General features: G+C 72.0%; 20 protein-coding genes and 1 riboswitch. Of the genes, 12 read left to right on the top strand and 8 right to left on the bottom strand.

Annotation, left to right across the window (positions count from 1 at the left end; translation table 11 throughout):
* Nucleotides 1-115 precede the first annotated feature (115 nt).
* The 5 genes from AB0C62_RS20380 (at nt 116) to AB0C62_RS20360 (ending at nt 6,271) form a co-directional block, all read left to right on the top strand.
* Nucleotides 116-931: an ATP-binding cassette domain-containing protein gene (locus AB0C62_RS20380; protein WP_362975009.1), complete on the top strand. Its 816-nt coding sequence runs from the start codon at nt 116-118 to the stop codon at nt 929-931.
* Entirely contained in the window at nt 903-2,987 is a 2,085-nt protein-coding gene (locus AB0C62_RS20375) for a YhgE/Pip domain-containing protein (protein ID WP_362975007.1), read from the top strand. The genes AB0C62_RS20380 and AB0C62_RS20375 overlap by 29 nt, the downstream gene beginning before the upstream one ends.
* Before the next feature lie 35 nt (nt 2,988-3,022).
* Complete coding sequence (locus AB0C62_RS20370) at nt 3,023-3,652, top strand: TetR/AcrR family transcriptional regulator (protein WP_362975005.1); 630 nt, start codon at nt 3,023-3,025, stop codon at nt 3,650-3,652.
* Nucleotides 3,653-4,008: 356 nt separating this feature from the next.
* Nucleotides 4,009-4,647 (top strand): DUF4126 domain-containing protein, encoded by a 639-nt coding sequence (locus tag AB0C62_RS20365; RefSeq protein ID WP_362975003.1) that lies wholly within the window; start codon nt 4,009-4,011, stop codon nt 4,645-4,647.
* Nucleotides 4,648-4,747: 100 nt separating this feature from the next.
* A complete protein-coding gene (locus AB0C62_RS20360) occupies nt 4,748-6,271 on the top strand; it encodes an NAD(P)/FAD-dependent oxidoreductase (protein ID WP_362975001.1) in 1,524 nt (507 codons plus the stop codon).
* Nucleotides 6,272-6,329: 58 nt separating this feature from the next.
* Here the strand turns inward: AB0C62_RS20360 and AB0C62_RS20355 are convergent, their stop codons facing one another.
* The 6 genes from AB0C62_RS20355 to AB0C62_RS20330 form a co-directional block, all read right to left on the bottom strand.
* Nucleotides 6,330-7,322, bottom strand: coding sequence for a hypothetical protein (locus tag AB0C62_RS20355; protein WP_362974999.1), 993 nt, complete (start codon nt 7,320-7,322; stop codon nt 6,330-6,332).
* Nucleotides 7,323-7,377: 55 nt separating this feature from the next.
* Entirely contained in the window at nt 7,378-8,301 is a 924-nt protein-coding gene (metF, locus tag AB0C62_RS20350; protein ID WP_362974997.1) for a methylenetetrahydrofolate reductase [NAD(P)H], read from the bottom strand.
* Nucleotides 8,302-8,560: 259 nt separating this feature from the next.
* On the bottom strand, nt 8,561-9,217 hold the full coding sequence (thiE, locus tag AB0C62_RS20345; protein ID WP_362974995.1) for a thiamine phosphate synthase: 657 nt from the start codon (nt 9,215-9,217) through the stop codon (nt 8,561-8,563).
* Nucleotides 9,218-9,310: 93 nt separating this feature from the next.
* Nucleotides 9,311-9,682, bottom strand: coding sequence for an Rv2175c family DNA-binding protein (locus AB0C62_RS20340; RefSeq protein ID WP_362974993.1), 372 nt, complete (start codon nt 9,680-9,682; stop codon nt 9,311-9,313).
* Nucleotides 9,683-9,758: 76 nt separating this feature from the next.
* A complete protein-coding gene (locus AB0C62_RS20335) occupies nt 9,759-10,991 on the bottom strand; it encodes an FAD-dependent oxidoreductase (protein WP_362974991.1) in 1,233 nt (410 codons plus the stop codon).
* A 32-nt stretch (nt 10,992-11,023) separates the two neighbouring features.
* Complete coding sequence (locus AB0C62_RS20330) at nt 11,024-11,401, bottom strand: hypothetical protein (protein WP_362974989.1); 378 nt, start codon at nt 11,399-11,401, stop codon at nt 11,024-11,026.
* A gap of 52 nt (nt 11,402-11,453) precedes the next feature.
* A riboswitch (TPP riboswitch) is annotated at nt 11,454-11,567 on the top strand.
* Between AB0C62_RS20330 and thiO the strand changes: the two genes are divergently transcribed.
* The 6 genes from thiO (at nt 11,565) to AB0C62_RS20300 (ending at nt 17,499) form a co-directional block, all read left to right on the top strand.
* On the top strand, nt 11,565-12,731 hold the full coding sequence (gene thiO, locus AB0C62_RS20325; RefSeq protein ID WP_362974987.1) for a glycine oxidase ThiO: 1,167 nt from the start codon (nt 11,565-11,567) through the stop codon (nt 12,729-12,731). Its footprint overlaps the riboswitch before it by 3 nt.
* Nucleotides 12,728-12,928 (top strand): sulfur carrier protein ThiS, encoded by a 201-nt coding sequence (thiS, locus tag AB0C62_RS20320; protein ID WP_362974985.1) that lies wholly within the window; start codon nt 12,728-12,730, stop codon nt 12,926-12,928. The genes thiO and thiS overlap by 4 nt, the downstream gene beginning before the upstream one ends.
* A gap of 3 nt (nt 12,929-12,931) precedes the next feature.
* Nucleotides 12,932-13,726: a thiazole synthase gene (locus AB0C62_RS20315; protein ID WP_362974983.1), complete on the top strand. Its 795-nt coding sequence runs from the start codon at nt 12,932-12,934 to the stop codon at nt 13,724-13,726.
* Between the two features lie 306 nt (nt 13,727-14,032).
* Nucleotides 14,033-15,976, top strand: coding sequence for a Stk1 family PASTA domain-containing Ser/Thr kinase (gene pknB, locus AB0C62_RS20310; RefSeq protein ID WP_362974981.1), 1,944 nt, complete (start codon nt 14,033-14,035; stop codon nt 15,974-15,976).
* A 93-nt stretch (nt 15,977-16,069) separates the two neighbouring features.
* Nucleotides 16,070-16,939: a deoxyribonuclease IV gene (locus AB0C62_RS20305; RefSeq protein ID WP_362974979.1), complete on the top strand. Its 870-nt coding sequence runs from the start codon at nt 16,070-16,072 to the stop codon at nt 16,937-16,939.
* Between the two features lie 80 nt (nt 16,940-17,019).
* Entirely contained in the window at nt 17,020-17,499 is a 480-nt protein-coding gene (locus AB0C62_RS20300) for a DUF4396 domain-containing protein (RefSeq protein WP_362974977.1), read from the top strand.
* Nucleotides 17,500-17,525: 26 nt separating this feature from the next.
* Here AB0C62_RS20300 and AB0C62_RS20295 read toward each other — a convergent pair whose 3' ends face one another.
* On the bottom strand, nt 17,526-18,158 hold the full coding sequence (locus AB0C62_RS20295) for a sulfite oxidase-like oxidoreductase (protein WP_362974975.1): 633 nt from the start codon (nt 18,156-18,158) through the stop codon (nt 17,526-17,528).
* 158 nt (nt 18,159-18,316) lie between these two features.
* Between AB0C62_RS20295 and bfr the strand changes: the two genes are divergently transcribed.
* Nucleotides 18,317-18,796 (top strand): bacterioferritin, encoded by a 480-nt coding sequence (gene bfr, locus AB0C62_RS20290; RefSeq protein WP_081216766.1) that lies wholly within the window; start codon nt 18,317-18,319, stop codon nt 18,794-18,796.
* Nucleotides 18,797-18,808: 12 nt separating this feature from the next.
* On the opposite strand, the gene AB0C62_RS20285 is transcribed toward bfr, so the two are convergent.
* A complete protein-coding gene (locus AB0C62_RS20285; RefSeq protein WP_362974973.1) occupies nt 18,809-19,111 on the bottom strand; it encodes a (2Fe-2S)-binding protein in 303 nt (100 codons plus the stop codon).
* Nucleotides 19,112-19,130: the final 19 nt, after the last annotated feature.

Genomic DNA, 19,130 nt, shown 5'->3' with positions numbered 1-19,130 from the left:
TGCCACTGACAATCCGTTCTGACCTGGGATTTTGCTTCGATCGAAGGTTCGGAGTAGTTTTTGCACTGACCAGTCAGTTCAAAAGTAGTTCGATGTTCCAGGGGATGGGGAAGCTGTGGACGGTCCGCACGGACTGGGCGTCACGGCCGAGGAGTTCGGGCTCAGGGGACCCCGCGGCTGGGCGTTCCGCGGGGTCCGGTTCGACGTGGAGCCGGGATCGCTCGTCGCGATCGAGGGACCGTCCGGGTCGGGCCGTACCTGTCTGTTGCTCGCACTCACGGGACGGATGAAGGCCACCGAGGGGACGGCGGCCGTCGGTCCGTCGCGACTGCCGAAGCAGTTGGGCGCGGTGCGGCGGGTGAGCGCGGTCGCGCACGTGCCCGGGGTCACGGACCTCGACCCGGCGCTGACCGTCGGGGAGCACCTGCGGGAACGGGCGCTGCTGCAGCGGCGGTTCGGCGGTTCACTGCGGTCCCTGCTGCGACCACGCGGCGAGCGGGCACGCGAGGCCGAGCTGCGGATCGAGGCCGCGCTGACCGCCGCGGGGCTCGACCGGGAGGCGCTCCCCAAGGGGGCCAGGACCGCCGTACGGGATCTGGAGCGCCTCGAAGCGCTGCGGCTGGAGATCGCCCTGGCCCTGATCGGGGGCCCCCTGCTGCTCGGCGTCGACGACACGGACCTGAAGCTGTCGGACGCCGAACGGGCCGACGCGTGGGCCCTGTTGTCCTCCCTGGCCGAGTCCGGCATCACCGTGCTCGCCGTGTGCAGCGAGGCCCCCGAGGGCGTCCCCGTCGTGTCCACCACCGCGGCGTCGGCGGACACCGATGCCCCCGCCGACAGCGACAGCGACAGCGACAGCGACAGCGACAGCGAAGACAACGACGACGACAAGGAGTCGGCCGATGCGCTCGCCGAAACTGGCCGCTCTTGAGCTCCGCCGCTTCGGGCGGGGCAAGCTCCCCCGCGCCGCGCTGGCCGCTCTCCTGCTGCTGCCCCTGCTGTACGGCGCGCTCTACCTGTGGTCGTTCTGGGACCCGTACGGCCGACTCGACCGCATACCCGTGGCGTTGGTGAACGACGACAAGGGAGCCACCGCCGCCGGCAGGAAGATCGAGGTCGGCGACGACATCACCGAGGGGCTGCACGACAGCGACACCTTCGAATGGCACGAGGTGAGTTCCGCCGAGGCGCAGCGGGGCATCGAGGACGGCACGTACTACCTGTCGCTCACCATGCCGGGCGACTTCAGCGAGCGGATCGCGTCCAGCTCCGGGAGCTCGCCCGAGACGAGCGCCCTCCAGGTGCGGACCAACGACGCGAACAACTACATCGTGGGGCAGATCTCCCGGACGGTGTTCAGCGAGGTCCGCACGGCGGCGTCCACGAAGACCTCGCGCTCGTTCCTGGACAAGATCTTCATCTCGTTCTCGGACATCCACGGGAAGACCGTGCAGGCGGCGGAGGGGGCCGACGAGCTCAACGGCGGCCTCGGCAAGGCGAAGAAGGGTTCCAAGGACCTGGCCGACGGCCTGAAGGAGGCCAAGAAGGGCAGCGGGAAGCTCTCCGGCGGCCTGAAGAAGCTCACCACGGGCGCCGGCGACCTGGAGGACGGATCGCGTCAGGTCGCGGACGGCACCCAGCAGTTGGCGGACAAGGTCAACGGGGTCGCTGACAAGGTGGGCCCGTTCCTGAAGGACAACGAGAAGTCGATCGGGGACACCGCCCAGCTCGTCGCCGACTCGACCACGGGGATCCGCCACAACCTGGACACCCTGGTGACGACGGCCCCGCTGGCGGCCAAGGGCGCCCACGCGGCGTCCGACGCGCTGGACGGCGTCTACCGCGCGCGGTGCACGACCCTGCCCGTCCCCGACCCGGCGTGTCCCGAGCTGAAGAAGGCGAAGGAGGCCGCCTCCGACGTCGTGAAGGTCGCCGACGACCTCAACACGCTGATCGACGACCAGGACGGCGACCTCGCCGCGATGGACAAGAACCTGAAGACGCTGGGGAAGCAGGCGCAGGCCCTCGCGGACCGCTCGCCGCACCTCTCCGAGGACCTCGACGACGCCGTCTCCAAGATCAACAAGCTGAACGACGGTGCCTCGAAGGTCGCCAAGGGGGCGAAGCGGCTGCACTCCGGGCTCGGCACCGCCAAGTCCGGCGCCGCCGACCTCGACGACGGCCTCGGGCGCCTGAAGACGGGCGCGACCACGCTCGACGGCGGCCTGTACAAGCTCGTCGGCGGTTCCGACAAACTCGCCGGCGGGCTGCACGACGGCGCCAAGAAGATCCCCGACTACGACAAGCACGACCGCGACCGGCGGACGCAGGTCATGGCCGACCCGGTCCAACTGGCCTCCAGGGACCTGCACAAGGCGCCCAACTACGGCACCGGATTCGCCCCGTACTTCATCCCGTTGTCCCTGTGGGTGGGCGCGATGGTGGCGTACATGCTGATCCAGCCGCTGAACCGGCGCGCGCTCGCCGCGGGCGCCTCGGCCTGGCGCATCGCGCTGGCGGGCTGGCTCCCGGTCGCCGCCGTCGGCGTCCTCCAGACCGCCGCGCTGATGGCGGTGCTGCACTGGGCGATCGGCCTCCAGATGGTGCGGGCCGCCGGAACGGTCGGGTTCCTGTTCCTCGTCACCGCGTGCTTCGCGGCGATCGTGCAGTGGCTCAACGCGCGCTTCGGAGCGGCCGGACGGATCCTCGTCCTCGCGCTCCTGATGCTCCAGCTGACGTCCGCGGGCGGCACCTACCCCGTCCAGACCAGTCCGGGCTTCTTCAACGCGATCCACCCCTTCCTGCCGATGAGTTACGTGGTCGAGGCGCTGCGCCGGCTCATCACCGGGGGCGGCCTGGGACCCGTCTGGCTGGCCTGCGCCGTCCTGACCGCCTTCACCGCGGGCGCCCTCGCCCTGACCGCCCTGTCGGCACACCGCAAACAGGTGTGGACCCTCGACCGGCTGCACCCGGAGCTGAGCCTGTGACTCCACGCGCGGGCGCTCCTGTGAGAATCGGGACCATGGAAAGCAGCAGCACCACGGCGGGCGGCGGCGGCCGGCGCGAGGCCACCCGACAGAAGCTCTACGAGGCGGCCGTCACCCTCATCGCCGAGCAGGGCTTCTCCGCCACCACGGTGGACGAGATCGCGGAACGCGCCGGGGTCGCGAAGGGCACGGTCTACTACAACTTCGCGAGCAAGTCGGTCCTCTTCGAGGAGCTGCTGCGGCACGGGGTGGGACTCCTCACCGCCTCGCTGCGGGACGCGGCGGAGGGCACCGCGCGGGACGGCGGCAGCAAGGTCGACGCGCTGGACGCGATGATCCGCGCCGGTCTCGTCTTCATCGACCGCTACCCGGCCTTCACCCAGCTGTACGTGGCCGAGCTGTGGCGCACCAACCGGGCCTGGCAGTCCACGCTGATGGTGGTGCGGCAGCAGGCGGTCGCCGTCGTGGAAGGCGTGCTGCGCGACGCTGTCGCCGGGGGCGAGCTGAGCGACGAGATCGACATCCCGCTGACCGCGGCGGCTCTGGTCGGGATGGTCCTCGTGGCGGCCCTGGACTGGCAGGCGTTCCAGCCCGAGCGCTCCCTGGACGACGTCCACGCGGCGCTCTCCCGGCTCCTCCAGGGACGGGTCAGCGGCCACAGCTGAGCACACGAAAGCGCCGGTCCGCAGTGGCCGCGTCCCCCGCGGGCCCTGCCAACCGGCGCTCCGTCGTGCTCCCCCGTGCGTTCCCCGACGAGACCCCGTTCGGTCGTCCTCCGGGCTCCCCCGTGCCTCACTCCCGCCGGGCCTGCCGGCGGAAGGAGCGGCCAAGGGCGCGTGTTCCGTTCCGCCGCCCCGTGTCGGCGGTACCGGAGCCGCGCCCCCTCCGTGCCTCCACTCTCTCGTTCCCGCAGGTCGGAAGCCATCCGTGCGCCTACTCATCTCGGCGCATGGGTACGGATACTCAGGCCTGCGCACGGATGCCCAGGACGTGCGCCCGGCGAGTGGCTACGATCGCGTCCGTGTCCGTACTCCCCCTGGTCTTCACCAGCGGCTGGGCCAGCGGCATCAACGCGTACGCGGTGGTGCTGCTCCTCGGCATCTTCGGCGCGACCGGGCTGACCGACGAGGTCCCGGAGACGCTCCAGCGCCCCGAGATCCTGATCACCGTCGGCGTGCTGTTCCTCTTCGAGGCGGTCGCGGACAAGATCCCGTACGTCGACTCGGTCTGGGACTCCGTGCACACCGTGGTCCGGCCCGCGGCGGGCGCCTGGGTCGGGGCCCTGCTCGCCGGACAGAGCGGCTCCGTCTCCGACCTGTGGGCGGGTGTGCTCGGCGGCTCCACGGCGCTGGCGAGCCACACGGTCAAGGCCGGGACCCGGATGGCGATCAACACCTCGCCCGAGCCGTTCAGCAACTTCGTGATGAGCACCGCCGAGGATCTCGGCGTCGCGGGCATCCTCACGTTCGCCATGTTCCATCCCGAGGCGGCGGCGATCATCGCGGCGGTCCTGCTGTTCAGCGGCCTCGTGGTGGTCTACTTCCTCGTCTCGCGCATCCGGCGGTTCATGCGCCGCAGGGCGCAGCGCCGGGAGGAGAAACGGCTCGCGGAACGGGTCGGGCGGCCACCCGACAGAACCGGGCCCGTGCACCGGGACTGACCTCGGCGACCGTCCGGCGCCGAGCGGTCCCGCGCGGGCCCGGACCACTCGTCCGACCTCGTGGACCGGGCTGTCGGTGGCGGCCGATAAAGTCGCCGGCATGGGACGGATTGCGGTGATCGGCGCCGGGATGGGCGCGATGGCGGCCGCCGCCCGGCTGGCCGTCGCGGGCCACCGGGTGGTGGTGTACGAGCGGGCGGAGACGTACGGCGGTTCCGTGGGCCGCTTCGAGCGTGACGGCTTCGCGTTCGACACCGGCCCCGGCCTGCTGCCGCTGCCCGCGGTCTACCGCGACCTGTTCGTCAAGACGGGCAGGCAGCCGCTGGAGGACTGCGTCGGCCTGGTGCAGGTCGACCCGTCGTCGCGGCACGTCTTCGCCGACGGCACCGAGGTGTCGCTGCCGAACGCCTCGCGCGCGGGGGTGCTCTCCGCGCTGGACGAAGCGCTCGGCTCGGGTGCCGGCGCGCGGTGGGGCGACTTCCTGGTGCGGGCCCGCGAGGCGTGGGACCGCGCGCGCAGACCGCTCCTGGAGGAGCCCCTGTGGCCCAACTGGCCGGTGCTGGCCGGGCGCGACCCGTATCCCTCGGAGCCGCACAGGAAGCTGCTGCGTACCCGCCGGGCCGGCACGCTCGCCGAGGTCGCCGCCTGGGAGCTGCGGGACGCCCGTCTGGCGGCCCTCCTGGAGAGCCACGCCCTGGCGTACGGGCTCGACCCGCGCGTCACGCCCGCGAGCGCCGCGGTGCTGCCGTACATGGAGCACGCCTTCGGCACCTGGTACGTGCGCGGCGGCGTCCGGGAGCTGGCGCGCGCGGTGTACGAGCGGTGCGTGGCCCGCAGGGTCGAGTTCCGGTTCGGGACGCCGGTCGAGCGGATCGTGGAGAAGGACGGCCGGGCCGTCGGTGTGGAGCTGTCCCCGGACGGCGCCGGTGCTTCCAGCCCGGGCGGGGGCGCCTTCGAGGAGGCGGACTTCGTGGTCGCCGGTGTGGCCCCCGGAGTCCTCGACGCCCTGCTGCACGGGACGGTGATCCGGAGCGTCGACGACGTGCCGGCGCGGTCCGGGGGCGCGAGCCGGCTGACCGTCCTGCTCGCGCTGCGCGGCGGGCGTCCCGCGGGGACGGCGCACCGGACGGTGGTCCACACGACCGACCGGGAGGGGGAGTTGGAGGGGATCTTCGGTGAGCGCCCGGGTCCGCCCGTGGCGCCGACCGTCGTGGTCTCGCGGCCCGACGACCCTGCCCCGGTGCCCGACAGCGGCCACGAGGCGGTCACGCTGACCGTCACGGTGCCCTCGGGTGCTCCGGTGTCCGAGGCGGACGTGGAGCGGGTCCTCGACACCGCAGAGCGGGCCCTGCCGGGTCTGCGGGACCGGCTGCTGTGGCACGAGGTCCGGACACCCGCCGATGTGGCGGAGGTGACCGGTGCCGCGGGGGGCGCGGTTCCCGCCCCGGCGCTCGCCGCGGCGGACGGACGGCTGCTGCATCCGTCGAACAGCACGCGGCTGCCGGGGCTGTTCACGGCCGGGGGATGGGCGCATCCCGGCGGCGGTCTGCCGCACGCGGGCATGTCGGGCGCCCTGGTGGCGGGACTGATCGTGGAGGGACCGGACTTCCAGGGCTCGCAGTGACGGGAGCCGCGGGGACACGCGTCAGCGCCGGTTCGGGCCCTCCCGCGCGGTGCGCCGGTCAGTACCGGTACTGCTCGTCGTACCCGGTGTTGTTGCCGTTGCCGCCGCCGTTCCCCTGGTAGGGGTACTGCTGCTGCTCGGGCGGGAGTTCGCCGCCGTAGGACTCGTCGGTGTTGCGCTGCTGCGGCACCCAGACACCACCGGCCGGGGTCTCGCCGCCGTACGTGCCGTTGCCGTACTGGTCCTGGCCGTAGCCCTGCTGCTGCGTGTACTGCTGCTGGTCGCCGTAGCCCGTGGTGTCGTACGAGGCGCCGGAGTACGTCTGCGTGCCGATGTACGGGTCGGAGTAGGCGGCGTACTGCTGCTGGCCGTTGTCGTAGCCGTACTGCTGCTGGTCGTAGCCGGTGTAGCCGTCGTACGCGTAGGCCTGCTGGTCCTGGGACTGGGCCGTCGCCGCGTACGCCTGCTGGTCCTGGGAGGCACCGGCGTAGGACTGGTCCGCGGCGGCCGCGTAGGCGTTGGCGTCGTACACGCCGTAGGAGCCGGTGTCGTCGGGCAGGGGCTGCGGCTCGTAGACCGCGGTGGACTCGGCGGCCGTGGGCTCGCCGGCACCCGGGGGCATGAACCGGTCGGACTGGGCGGGCGCGAAGACGTCGTCCTCGCCGGGGTACGGGTCCTCGTGGGCGTAGGACGCCCCGCCGGTCGATTCGAGGTCGGAGGGCTCCGGTGACGGGTCCGCGAGGTCCGGCTCGCCGCGACGGCGCTTGCTGGGCTTGGCCGGCTTCTCGGACGCGGAGCGGCCGTTGATGGCCCAGCCCTGCGCGAAGCCCTTGCGGAAGGAGAGCGTCACGTACGTCTGGCCGACGGTGAACGCGACCGCGCCCAGACCGATGACCACGACGGAGTGCATCAGGACGCCGAGGACGACACCGAGGAAACCGACGAAGGCGAGCAGCCGGAACCGCAGGCGCGCCTTGTACTGCAACAGCACCTCGCCGAGCAGCCACAGCGCGACGATGCCGAATGCAAGATAGAGGACCGTCAAGCCCATGTACGCCCCTCTCCCAGTGGCCGCACGCAGTCTGTCGTACGCGGGTGCGACCGGTCTAGGCCTGCTGTGGGTGGTGCAGGCCCAGATTCTCGTAGATTTCCAGCGTCGCCGTGGAGTTGTTCAGCGTGATGAAGTGCAGTCCGGGGACTCCCTCGGCCAACAGCCTCGCACAGAACTCCGTCGCGAACTCGATGCCAAGGGAGCGTACAGCCGCCGGATCGTCTTTGACTGTGAGGATCCGCTCTTTCAGGGCGTCCGGGAGCGAGGCGTTCGAGAGCTGTGGCAGCCGCTCCAGCATCCGCACGCTCGTCACCGGCATGATCTCGGGGATGACCGGGGTCTCGCAGCCGGCCTCGGCCACACGGTCGCGCAGCCGCAGGTAGGACTCCGGCTGGAAGAACATCTGGGTGATCGCGTAGTCGGCGCCGGCGCGGCACTTGTCGACGAAGTGGGAGACGTCCAGGTCCCATTCCGTGGACCGCGGGTGCATCTCGGGGAAGGCCGCCACCCCGACGCAGAAATCGCCCGACTCCTTGATGAGGCGCACGAGTTCGGCGGCGTAGGTCAGACCCTTGGGGTGCGGCACCCAGTCGCCCATGGGGTCGCCCGGCGGGTCGCCGCGCACGGCCAGCATGTTGCGGATACCGGCGTCCGCGTACTGCCCGATGATGTTGCGCAGTTCCGCGACCGAGTGATTGACGGCGGTCAGGTGGGCGACCGGGGTGAGCGTCGTGTCGAGCACGATCTGCTCGGTCTCCTTGACCGTGCCGGCCCGGGTGGAGCCGCCGGCCCCGTAGGTCACCGAGACGAAGTCGGGCGCGACGGCCTCGACCCGTCGCAGGGCGTTCCACAGGTTCCGCTCACCCTTCGGGGTCTTGGGCGCGGAGAACTCGAACGAGCACGTCTGTTTGCCGGTCGCGAGCATGTCGCGCACGGTGCGTGCGCGATCAGTCCTGGTGGAAGCAGATCCGAGGGCCATACTCGCAGGTTAGCCAGAGGGTGCCCCTCCCCCAACCGAACCGACGCGATTTGTCCCATCTGCCGGTTTCTTGTCCACCCCTCGGACAGAGGGCCTGGTCTCGGCCTACGGGCACGTCTGTTCCCGGCCGCGGAGCCCTCGGGGCTTCGCCCCCGCCCCTGCTGCGGGCCGTCGTTTCGCCGCCTCGCCGGTGGGGGCTCGGCGCGCGGTTCGCCGCGCCCCCGACGGCCCCTGCGGGCGCGGCATTCGCGGCCCGCGCCTACGCCGCGCGCAGCCGCTTCGCGAACTCGGCGGACGCAGCGCCCGGGTCGTCCGCCTCGGTGATCGCCCGCACGACGACGACGCGGCGGGCTCCCGCTTCGAGCACCTCGTCGAGGCGGCCGAGGTCGATGCCGCCGATCGCGAACCAGGGGCGGTCGGTCCCGAGGGCGGCGGTGTGCCGGACCAGGTCGAGGCCGGGTGCGTGCCGGCCGGGCTTGGTGGGGGTGGGCCAGCAGGGGCCGGTGCAGAAGTAGTCCACGCCGTCCTGGACGGCGGCGGCCTCGGCCTCCGGGCCCGCGTGCGTCGAACGGCCGATCAGCGCCTCGTCGCCGAGGATGGCGCGGGCCGCGGGAACCGGAAGGTCGCCCTGGCCGAGGTGCAGCACGTCGGCGCCGACGGCGTGGGCGACGTCGGCGCGGTCGTTGACCGCGAGGAGCTTGCCGTGGCGGGCACACGCGTCCGCGAAGACCCGGAGGTGTTCCAGCTCCTCCGCCGCCTCCATGCCCTTGTCGCGCAGCTGCACGATGTCGACCCCGCTCGCCAGGACCGTGTCGAGGAACTCGGCGAGGTCTCCCTGGCGCCTGCGGGCGTCGGTGCAGAGGTAGAGGCGGGCGTCGGCGAGCCGGGCGCGGGCGGAAGTGGCTGCTGCGGGCATGCGTGGGTCCCCCGTGGTCGGTGCGCGGGGAGCCGCGGCGGCCGGATTGGTCCCGGCCGCCGCGCTCCCCGCGCCGGACTGTCTCGTGTCAGGTCAGACGGCGAGCGCCTGGGCGCGACGCTTCACCTCCGTGCCGCGATTCTCGCTCAGAGCCTGCGCGGGGGTGCCGGGCAGGGTCGCGTCGGGGGTGAAGAGCCATTCGAGGGCCTCTTCGTCGGAGTAGCCGTCGTCCCTCAGGAGCGTCAGGGTGCCGGCCAGGCCCTTGACGACCTTCTGCTCGTCCGCGTCGATGAAGGCGGCGGGGACGTGCAGCGCGCGGTTCTCACCACGGCGTACGGCGATGAGCTGGCCGTCCTTGACCAGCTGCCGGACGCGGGTCACCTCGACGCCGAACTGTTCGGCGATGTCGGGGAGGGTGAGCCAGGCGGGGACGAGAGCATCGATCTTTGCGTCAATCTCGGTCACGGGACAAGCCTGCCATCCCGGACCGACAGTCGGAAGCCGAGGGCGTCCGACCTGGGGTGACGGAGGCGCCCCGGCTCTAGAACGTGGCGGTCTTCAGCGGCCTCGACGGGTCCGCGAGCAGCAGCGGGTCCATGCGGGCGCCCGCCTCGATGAGCCGGCGGCCCTGCGCGAGATCCCTCGGGCGGCCCACCGCCAGGAGGGCGACCAGGCGTGTCTCGCGGAGCCAGCACACCGACCAGGCCGCGCCCGAGGGGTCGCCGCGCCACACCAGGGTGTCGGCGGGCGTGTGATGGCCGACGTACTGCACGAAGCGGCCGAACTGCTCGGACCAGAAGTACGGCACCGGGTCGTAGGCGGCGGGCGTCTCGCCGACGATGTTCGCGGCGACCGTGCGCGGCCCCTGGAGCGCGTTGTCCCAGTGGTGGACGAGGAGGCGGTCCTCGTAGCGCCCCGACGGGAAGGAGGCGCAGTCCCCGACGGCGTAGACGTCCGGCAGCGAGGTGCGCAGGTGGTTGTCGGCGAGGATCTCGCGGTCGGCGCCGAGCGCGATGCCGGAGGCGGCGATCCACCCCGTCGCGGGCCGTGCCCCGATACCGACGACCACGGCGCCCGCGGGCACCCGGGAGCCGTCGTCCAGGACCACGGCGCCGGGCTCGACGCGCTCCACGCGCGTGTGCGTGCGCAGCGTGGCGCCGCTGTCCGCGTACCAGCCGGCCATCGGCGCGGCCACCTCGGCGGGCAGCGCGGCGGCGAGCGGCCGGTCGGCGGCCTCGACGACCGTCACCGCGCAGCCGGCCTCGCGCGCGGCGGTCGCGAACTCGGCGCCGATCCAGCCGGCGCCGACGACCACGATGTCGTGCTGCTGGAGCAGGACGGGCCGCAGCCGGTCGGCGTCGTCCAGCGTGCGCAGCAGGTGCACCCCCGGCACGCCCTCGGCGCCGGGCAGCCGGATCGGTTCGGCGCCGGTGGCGACGACCAGGACGTCGTACGGGACCGGCCCGCCCGCCGTGTCGAGTTCGTGGTCCCCGGCGCGTACGCCGAGCGCCTCCAGGCCGAGCCGCAGGTCGATGTCCAGGGCCTCGAAGTCGACGTCGAAGGCGGAGCCCTCGGCCTTGCCGAGCAGGACCGCCTTGGACAGCGGTGGCCGGTCGTACGGCTGGTGCGGCTCCGCGCCGATCAGCGTGACGGTGCCCGTGAAGCCCTGCTCGCGCAGGGCGACCGCCGTCTGCACCCCGGCCATGCCCGCGCCCACCACCACGACCCGCCGTGCGGGGGACCCCTGCGCCTTCGCCTGCGTCTGCTCGCTCACCCGATCACCATAGACACCTGACAATCCGTCAGTCAGCGGACGTGCTCGGTGATCTGCTGCACAGGGGCCGTCTCAAGCACCTCTTCGACGACGCTGGTGCCCGACCCGGCCTGCGACTCCCAGGCCCAGGTCTCCTCCAGCCGCACACGGCCGTCGGGCAGTTCGGTCACGAGGGACACGCAGTGCCCGGACGAGGTGACGCCGTCCGTCCTGAGCTGGACGTAGCGGAAGTTGAGGCGGTCGCCCTCGCGGGTCCCGACGAGGTGTCCGCGGACGACCTCGCCGCCCGTGTAGTCGGCCCAGACCGTGCCGTCCGCCTCGCGGTAGGCGAACCGGGTACGGGTCCCCACCTGACCCGGCGCCTGGTCGGCGACCGGGGCGAGGACGAGGCCGTCGAGCGAGCGTGCCATGGGCGGAGGCTCCCTTACTGAGTCCGGGCAGGGCGGGCTAGGGTGGCCACCGTAAAGCACTCGCGGGAGCCCGTACGCAACGGGCTGAGAGGGAGGCTGGGGCGGCCTCCGACCGTACGAACCTGATCCGGGTCATGCCGGCGAAGGGAGGGGCTGGACGCCCATGTCGCCTACACGTTCGTCCGACGTCCTCGTCATCGGGGGCGGGATCATCGGGCTGGTCACGGCCTGGCGGGCCGCGCAGCGCGGGTTCACCACCGCGCTCGTCGACCCCGAGCCGGGTGGCGGGGCCGCGCAGGTCGCGGCCGGGATGCTCGCCGCCGTCACCGAGCTGCACTACGGCGAGGAGACCCTGCTCGGCCTCAATCTCGCCTCCGCGCGCCGCTACCCGGACTTCGCGGCCGAGCTCACCGAGGCGACCGGCCAGGATCTGGGCTATCGCCAGTGCGGCACGCTGGCCGTCGCGCTGGACGCCGACGACCGCGCCCACCTGAGGGAACTCCACGCGCTACAGAGCCGTTCGGGGCTCGACTCGCAGTGGCTGACCGGTCGGGAGTGCCGCCGTCTCGAACCGATGCTCGCGCCCGGGGTGCGCGGCGGCCTGCGGGTCGACGGCGACCACCAGATCGACCCGCGGCGCCTCGCGGCGGCCCTGGTCACGGCGTGCGAACGGGCCGGGGTGAGCATCCACCGGACGTGGGCGGAGCGCCTGACCGTCGTCCGTGACCGGGCCGCCGGAGTGGTCACCTCGGACGGCACCGAACTCGGCGCCGGCCAGGTGGTGCTGGCCGGGGGCAGTCTCAGCGGGCAGCTGGCAGGTGTCCCCGACGACGTCCTGCCGCCGGTGCGCCCGGTGAAGGGGCAGGTGCTGCGGCTGACCGTGCCGCAGCGGTACGCGCCGTTCCTGAACCGCACCGTGCGGGCCGTGGTGCGCGGCGGCCACCTGTACCTGGTGCCGCGCGAGAACGGCGAACTGGTCGTGGGCGCGACCAGCGAGGAGCTCGGCTGGGACACCACGGTGACGGCGGGCGGTGTGTACGAGCTGCTGCGCGACGCCCATGAGCTGGTGCCCGGGATCACCGAGCTGCCGCTCACCGAGACCCGCGCGGGACTGCGCCCCGGCTCCCCCGACAACGCGCCGCTGCTCGGCCCGACCGCGCTGGACGGGCTGCTGCTGGCCACCGGGCACTTCCGCAACGGCGTGCTCCTCACGCCGGTCACCGGCGACGCCATGGCGCACGTCCTGACCACCGGCGAACTCCCGGACGAAGCCCGCCCCTTCAGCCCGCGGCGCTTCGGCGCCACCGCCCTCACGGAGCAGCCCGCATGAACATCGTCGTCAACGGAGAGCGGCAGCGGATCGCCGCCGGGACCGCTCTCGACACACTCGTCGCGACCCTCACCCCGGCACCGTCGGGGGTGGCCGCCGCCCTGAACGAGACCGTCGTCCCACGCGGGCGGTGGTCGTCCACCTCACTGGCCGAGGGCGACCGCGTCGAGGTCCTCACCGCCGTACAAGGAGGCTGACCCATGGCCGACGACCCCTTCGTCCTCGGGGGGACGACCTACACCTCCCGGCTGATCATGGGTACGGGCGGGGCGCCCAGCCTCGACGTCCTGGAGCGCTCCCTCGTGGCGTCCGGCACGGAGCTGACGACGGTCGCGATGCGGCGCGTGAACGCGTCCGTGCACGGCTCGGTCCTCTCCGTGCTCGACCGCCTCGGCATCCGGGTGCTGCCGAACACGGCCGGCTGCTACACCGCGGGCGAGGCCGTCCTGACGGCCCGTCTCGCGCGCGAGGCGCTCGGCACCGACCTGGTCAAGCTGGAGGTCATCGCCGACGAGCGCACCCTGCTGCCGGATCCGGTGGAGCTGCTGGACGCGGCGGAGACGCTGGTCGACGACGGCTTCACGGTGCTGCCGTACACGAACGACGACCCGGTCCTCGCGCGCAAGCTGGAGGACGTCGGCTGCGCCGCGGTCATGCCGCTCGGCTCGCCCATCGGGTCCGGGCTCGGCATCCGCAACCCGCACAACTTCCAGCTGATCGTCGAGCACGCGCGCGTGCCGGTGATCCTGGACGCCGGGGCCGGTACGGCGTCGGACGCGGCGCTCGCGATGGAGCTGGGCTGCGCGGGGGTGATGCTCGCCTCGGCGGTGACCCGCGCGCAGGAGCCGGTGCTGATGGCCGAGGCCATGCGGCACGCGGTGGAGGGCGGGCGCCTGGCACGGCGGGCGGGCCGCATCCCGCGCCGGCACTTCGCGTCGGCGTCCTCCCCCACCGACGGCATGGCGGTCCTGGACCCGGAACGTCCGGCCTTCTGACCGCTCGGGAGACGCCCGCGCACCCTCCCTCCACGCGGGCGACGCCCGGTGCTGACCGTGTGATGTGTGCCTCGCCACGCGGGGCCGCGGCCGCGGAGGACCACGGGTTCCGGGATGTCCGGCGGTCCCCCGGCGCGACGGTGGCCGGTGCGCCACGGCCGCGCGGGAGCGGGCCCGAGCTGGTCGGACGCCAGTGCGAGAGAGGGGTCCCGGTGCGCGCGGTGCGCGTCACAGGTCGGTCGCAGTCATGCCCCGGTATCGGCCGAACGGGGCGGTCCGACAGTGGCGGCTCGTAGACTCACCTGCGTGGATACGACCCTTCAGGACCCGCTTGTCGGACACGTGCTCGACGGCCGCTACCGCGTCGACGCGCGCATCGCGGTCGGCGGGATGGCCACGGTCTACCGGGCCCTGGACATCCGCCTCGACCGCGTGGTCGCGCTCAAGGTGATGCACCCGGCGCTGGCCGCGGACGGTTCGTTCGTCGACCGTTTCATCCGCGAGGCCAAGTCGGTGGCCCGGCTGGCGCACCCCAACGTGGTGCAGGTCTTCGACCAGGGCACGGACGGGTCGTACGTCTACCTCGCCATGGAGTACATCGCCGGCTGCACCCTGCGCGACGTGCTGCGCGACCGCGGAGCACTCCAGCCGCGGGCCGCGCTCGACATCCTGGAACCGGTGCTCGCCGCGCTCGGCGCCGCGCACCGCGCCGGGTTCGTGCACCGCGACATGAAGCCGGAGAACGTCCTGATAGGGGACGACGGCCGGGTCAAGGTCGCGGACTTCGGTCTCGTGCGCGGGGTGGACACGGTGACGAGCACGACGGGCGCCGTCCTCGGCACCGTCTCGTACCTGGCACCGGAGCAGATCGAGCACGGCACCGCCGACCCCCGCGTCGACGTGTACGCGTGCGGGGTCGTCCTCCACGAGATGCTCACCGGCGCCAAGCCGCACACCGGGGACTCCCCCGCCCAGGTCTTCTACCAGCACCTCAACGCGGACGTGCCGCCACCGTCGGCCCGGGTGCCGGGAATGGCGTACGAGCTGGACGAGCTGGTCACCACGTCCACGGCCCGCAATCCGGACGTGCGCCCCGCCGACGCGGTGGCGCTGCTGGGCCGGGTCCTCGAAGCGCGCGCCGCCCTCACCGCCGACCAGCTCGACGCCGTACCGCCGGGCGCTCTCGCCGTGGGTCACGACAACGCCCACGACCGTACGAGCGTGATCCCGCGTTCGCTGTCCATGCAACGCCCGCTGCCGGTGAACGAGGACGAGGGCGACGGCGTCAACCGGACCAGCCGGTTCGAGAGCACCGGCTACCTCCAGGCACCGCCCGCCGCGCCCTCGCGGTCTGTGGGCACGCGTCCGCGGCGGGGGATGCTGTTCGTCGTCGCCGCCCTCGTGCTGCTGCTCGGTCTGGGCGCCGGGGTCTGGTACATCAACTCCGGCCAGTTCACGAAGGTCCCGCCGGTCCTGACGCAGACCGAGCGGCAGGCCAGGGACCATCTCAAGGACGCCGGGCTGGACGTCAAGCGGGTCAAGCACGCCTACAGCGACACGGTGAAGCGAGGCAGCGTCATCAGCACCGACCCCGGCGTCGGTGAGCGGATCCGGGACAACGACTCCGTGACGCTGACCGTGTCGGACGGCCCGAGGACCGTGAAGGTGCCCGACCTGACGGGCGTCGCGCTCGGGAAGGCGAAGGCCGAGCTGAAAGATGCCGGGCTCGCCGCGGGCATGGTCACCAAGGAGTTCAGCGAGGACGTCCCCCGGGGCTCGGTGATCAGCACGGACCCGGACACGGGCACCTCGCGGCGCGCCGGTTCGGCGATCGCGCTCGTGGTCAGCGAGGGCAGCCCGGTGGAGGTACCCGACGTCACCGGCTCGTCCGTCGAGGACGCCACCGCGGAGCTGGAGGACGCGGGTCTGAAGGTGAAGATCGCTGCGAAGCAGGTCAACTCCGAGTTCGACAAGGGCCAGATCGCCCAGCAGTCGCCGAATCCGGAGCGCGAGGCCGCCACCGGCGACACGGTGACGCTGACGGTCTCCAAGGGTCCCGAGATGATCGAGGTCCCCGACGTCGTGGGCGACAGCGTGAACGACGCGACGCAGAAGCTGAAGGACGCCGGGTTCGAGGTCGACGAGGACCGCGGTCTCCTCGGCCTCTTCGGCGACACGGTGAAGAAGCAGTCGGTGGACGGCGGCGACACCGCGCCCAAGGGCTCGACCATCACGATCCAGATCCGCTGAGCCCGAAGCACCCGCGGCTCACGGACCGGTGTCACCGGGGGTGCCCGAGGACCGCCCGTGGAGTGGCCGACGGCGCGTGACACCCTGATGGGTGTGACCAGCAAGCAGCTCCGCAACCCCGTCGGCGGCCATGTCCCGGTGGCCGGCGGCCTCAGCTCCGTCGGCCTGTCCTACGCCCGCGACCTCGCGGCCGAGACCGTCCAGGTCTTCGTCGCCAACCCGCGCGGCTGGGCGACCCCCGCCGGGAACCCGAAGCAGGACGAGGAGTTCCGCGCGGCCTGCGCCGCCGAGTCGATCCCCGCCTACGTCCACGCCCCGTACCTGATCAACTTCGGGTCGCACACCGAGGCCACGGTCGAGCAGTCGGTGGAGTCGCTGCGGCACTCGCTGCGCCGCGGCCGGGAGATCGGCGCCCTCGGCGTCGTCGTGCACACCGGGAGCGCCACCGGCAACCGGGAGCGATCCGTCGCCCTCCGGCAGGTACGGGCCCACCTGCTGCCGCTGCTCGACGAACTGACCCACGACGACGACCCGTTCCTGCTGCTGGAGTCGACCGCGGGCCAGGGCGCCTCGCTCTGCTCGCGGACCTGGGACTTCGGACCGTACTTCGAGGCCCTCGACGCCCACCCGAAGCTGGGCGTCTGCCTGGACACCTGCCACATCTTCGCGGCCGGCCACGACCTGACCGGCCCGAGCGGCATGCACCAGACCCTCGACCTGCTGGTCGACACCGTCGGCGAGGGGCGGCTGAAGCTGATCCACGCCAACGACTCGAAGGACGTCGTCGGCGCGCACAAGGACCGTCACGAGAACATCGGCTCCGGCCACATCGGCGAGGACCCGTTCCGCGCGCTGATGACCCACCCGGCCACCGAGGGCGTCCCGCTGATCATCGAGACGCCCGGCGGCAAGGAGGGGCACGCGGCGGACGTCGAACGGCTGAAGAAGCTGCGCGACGACTGAGACACACAGGAGGGAATACCCCCAGGGGGTATACGGTTCCCGACAGGTACAGGAACCGCTACCGGACGCCGGGGGCCCTCATGGAGCACGGACCGCACACGCACGCGCACGCGCACGCGCCCACAGGAGCGAGCTGGCAGATGGCCGCCCAGGCCACGCTGCACTGCCTCACGGGCTGCGCCATCGGCGAGGTGCTCGGCATGGTGATCGGTACCGCGTTCGGCTGGGGGAACCTGCCGACCACGGTCCTCGCGATCGTGCTGGCCTTCTTCTTCGGCTACGCGCTCACGCTCCGCGGCATCCTGAAGGCGGGCGTCACCTTCCGGACGGCGTTCCGGGTGGCGCTGGCCGCGGACACCCTGTCGATCGCGGTGATGGAGCTGATCGACAACGGCGTGATCGCGCTGTGGCCGGCCGCGATGGACACGGAACTGGCCGACGCCCTCTTCTGGGTGTCGCTGGCCGTGTCGCTGGTGATCGCCTTCGTGGTCACCACGCCCGTGAACAAGTGGATGATCGGCCGCGGCAAGGGCCACGCCGTGGTGCACGCCTACCACTGACCCGCCCGGAGAGGCGGCGCCGGACCTCAGAGTTCGGGGCCGTCCCCGGGCTCCTCCTGGTAGGAGTAGCGCTGCTCGCGCCAGGGGTCCCCGACGTTGTGGTAGCCCCGCTCCTCCCAGAAACCGCGCCGGTCGGCGGTCATGTACTCGACGCCGCGGACCCACTTGGGGCCCTTCCACGCGTACAGCTGCGGGACCACCAGGCGCAGCGGGAAACCGTGTTCCGCCGTCAGCAGCTCGCCGTCCTTGTGGGTGGCGAAGATGGTGCGCTCGGAGGCGAAGTCCGCGAGGCGCAGGTTCGAGCTGAAGCCGTACTCGGCCCAGACCATCACGTGGGTGACGGTGGGCGCGGGCGGGGCGATCTCCAGGATCGTACGGGCGGGGACGCCACCCCATTCGGCCCCGAGCATGCTGAACTTCGTGACGCAGTGCAGGTCGGCGACGACGGAGGCGTACGGGAGGGCGGTGAACTCCTCATGGGTCCAGCACCGCTTGTCACCGTCGGCGGTGGCCCCGAAGACGCGAAACTCCCAGCGTTCGGGGCGGAACTTGGGGACGGGTCCGTAGTGGGTGACCGGCCATCCGCGCTGGAGTCGCTGTCCCGGCGGTAGCTCCGACAGTGCCGATTCTCCCGTTTCCCGCTTTGCCGGCTGACCCATGTCTCCATCCTGACAGACCGGGGACCGTGCCCATGACCAGCGGGTCGGGGATTCGGGCAACTACTACTAAGCGTGCACTTACTGGACGGTTTTCAGTGGCCGGTGCAAAGATGCGGCGCAACCTTGCCCAGTCCCCCCGCGTGGAAGGAGCCTCTGCGATGCAGGGCGACCCCGAGGTCATCGAATTCCTCAACGAGCAGCTGACCGGCGAGCTGACGGCGATCAACCAGTACTTCCTGCACGCGAAGATGCAGGAGAACTTCGGCTGGACGAAGCTCGCCAAGTACACGCGGCACGAGTCGTTCGACGAGATGAAGCACGCGGAGGTCCTCACCGACCGCATCCTCTTCCTGGACGGCCTGCCGAACTACCAGCGGCTCTTCCACGTGCGGGTCGGGCAGACCGTCACGGAGATGTTCCAGGCCGACCGTCAGGTGGAGGTCGAGGCGATCGACCGTCTGCGGCGCGGGATCGAGGTGATGCGGGCGAAGGGCGACATCACGTCCGCGAACATCTTCGAGTCGATCCTGGAGGACGAGGAGCACCACATCGACTATCTCGACACCCAGCTGGAACTGGTCGAGAAGCTCGGCGAGGCGCTCTACATCGCGCAGCTCATCGAGCAGCCGGAGAGCTAGGGCCGGACGGGGTTACGCGGCCTCGCGCCCGGCGGAATCGTGCAGGGCGGTCTCCTGGAGGACGGCTTCGTGCTGGGCGGCCTCGACGGCTCCGCGCACCTCGGCGAGCACCGGCATGCCCTGGTCGGCGAGCTGACGGCGCGGGCAGGAGCCCCTGCCGAGCAGTGCCTGGATCTGACGGACGCACGACCCGCAGTCCGTGCCCGCCTTGGAGGCGGACGCTATCTGCCGCGGAGTGCAGGCGCCGTCCTCCGCGTGCTTCTTCACCTGCTGTTCGGTGATCCCGAAGCAACTGCAGACGTACACGCGGTTCACCTCCCGCCGAATGGATGGG

Origin of the sequence: Streptomyces sp. NPDC048643, assembly GCF_040650615.1 — a bacterium.
Taxonomy (GTDB): domain Bacteria; phylum Actinomycetota; class Actinomycetes; order Streptomycetales; family Streptomycetaceae; genus Streptomyces.
Note: the sequence above shows the minus strand (reverse complement) of the source record. Positions and strands in the feature narration are given on the sequence as shown.

What these genes read in the sequence shown, in the direction of transcription:
- thiS (WP_362974985.1), top strand. Translation starts at nt 12,728, where the DNA reads ATGAACATCGTCGTCAACGGAGAGCGGCAGCGGATCGCCGCCGGGACC.
- AB0C62_RS20370 (WP_362975005.1), top strand. Translation starts at nt 3,023, where the DNA reads ATGGAAAGCAGCAGCACCACGGCGGGCGGCGGCGGCCGGCGCGAGGCC.
- AB0C62_RS20315 (WP_362974983.1), top strand. Translation starts at nt 12,932, where the DNA reads ATGGCCGACGACCCCTTCGTCCTCGGGGGGACGACCTACACCTCCCGG.
- AB0C62_RS20375 (WP_362975007.1), top strand. Translation starts at nt 903, where the DNA reads ATGCGCTCGCCGAAACTGGCCGCTCTTGAGCTCCGCCGCTTCGGGCGG.
- AB0C62_RS20300 (WP_362974977.1), top strand. Translation starts at nt 17,020, where the DNA reads ATGGAGCACGGACCGCACACGCACGCGCACGCGCACGCGCCCACAGGA.
- AB0C62_RS20295 (WP_362974975.1), bottom strand. Translation starts at nt 18,158, where the DNA reads ATGGGTCAGCCGGCAAAGCGGGAAACGGGAGAATCGGCACTGTCGGAG.
- thiE (WP_362974995.1), bottom strand. Translation starts at nt 9,217, where the DNA reads ATGCCCGCAGCAGCCACTTCCGCCCGCGCCCGGCTCGCCGACGCCCGC.
- AB0C62_RS20330 (WP_362974989.1), bottom strand. Translation starts at nt 11,401, where the DNA reads ATGGCACGCTCGCTCGACGGCCTCGTCCTCGCCCCGGTCGCCGACCAG.
- AB0C62_RS20355 (WP_362974999.1), bottom strand. Translation starts at nt 7,322, where the DNA reads ATGGGCTTGACGGTCCTCTATCTTGCATTCGGCATCGTCGCGCTGTGG.
- AB0C62_RS20360 (WP_362975001.1), top strand. Translation starts at nt 4,748, where the DNA reads ATGGGACGGATTGCGGTGATCGGCGCCGGGATGGGCGCGATGGCGGCC.
- thiO (WP_362974987.1), top strand. Translation starts at nt 11,565, where the DNA reads ATGTCGCCTACACGTTCGTCCGACGTCCTCGTCATCGGGGGCGGGATC.
- bfr (WP_081216766.1), top strand. Translation starts at nt 18,317, where the DNA reads ATGCAGGGCGACCCCGAGGTCATCGAATTCCTCAACGAGCAGCTGACC.
- metF (WP_362974997.1), bottom strand. Translation starts at nt 8,301, where the DNA reads ATGGCCCTCGGATCTGCTTCCACCAGGACTGATCGCGCACGCACCGTG.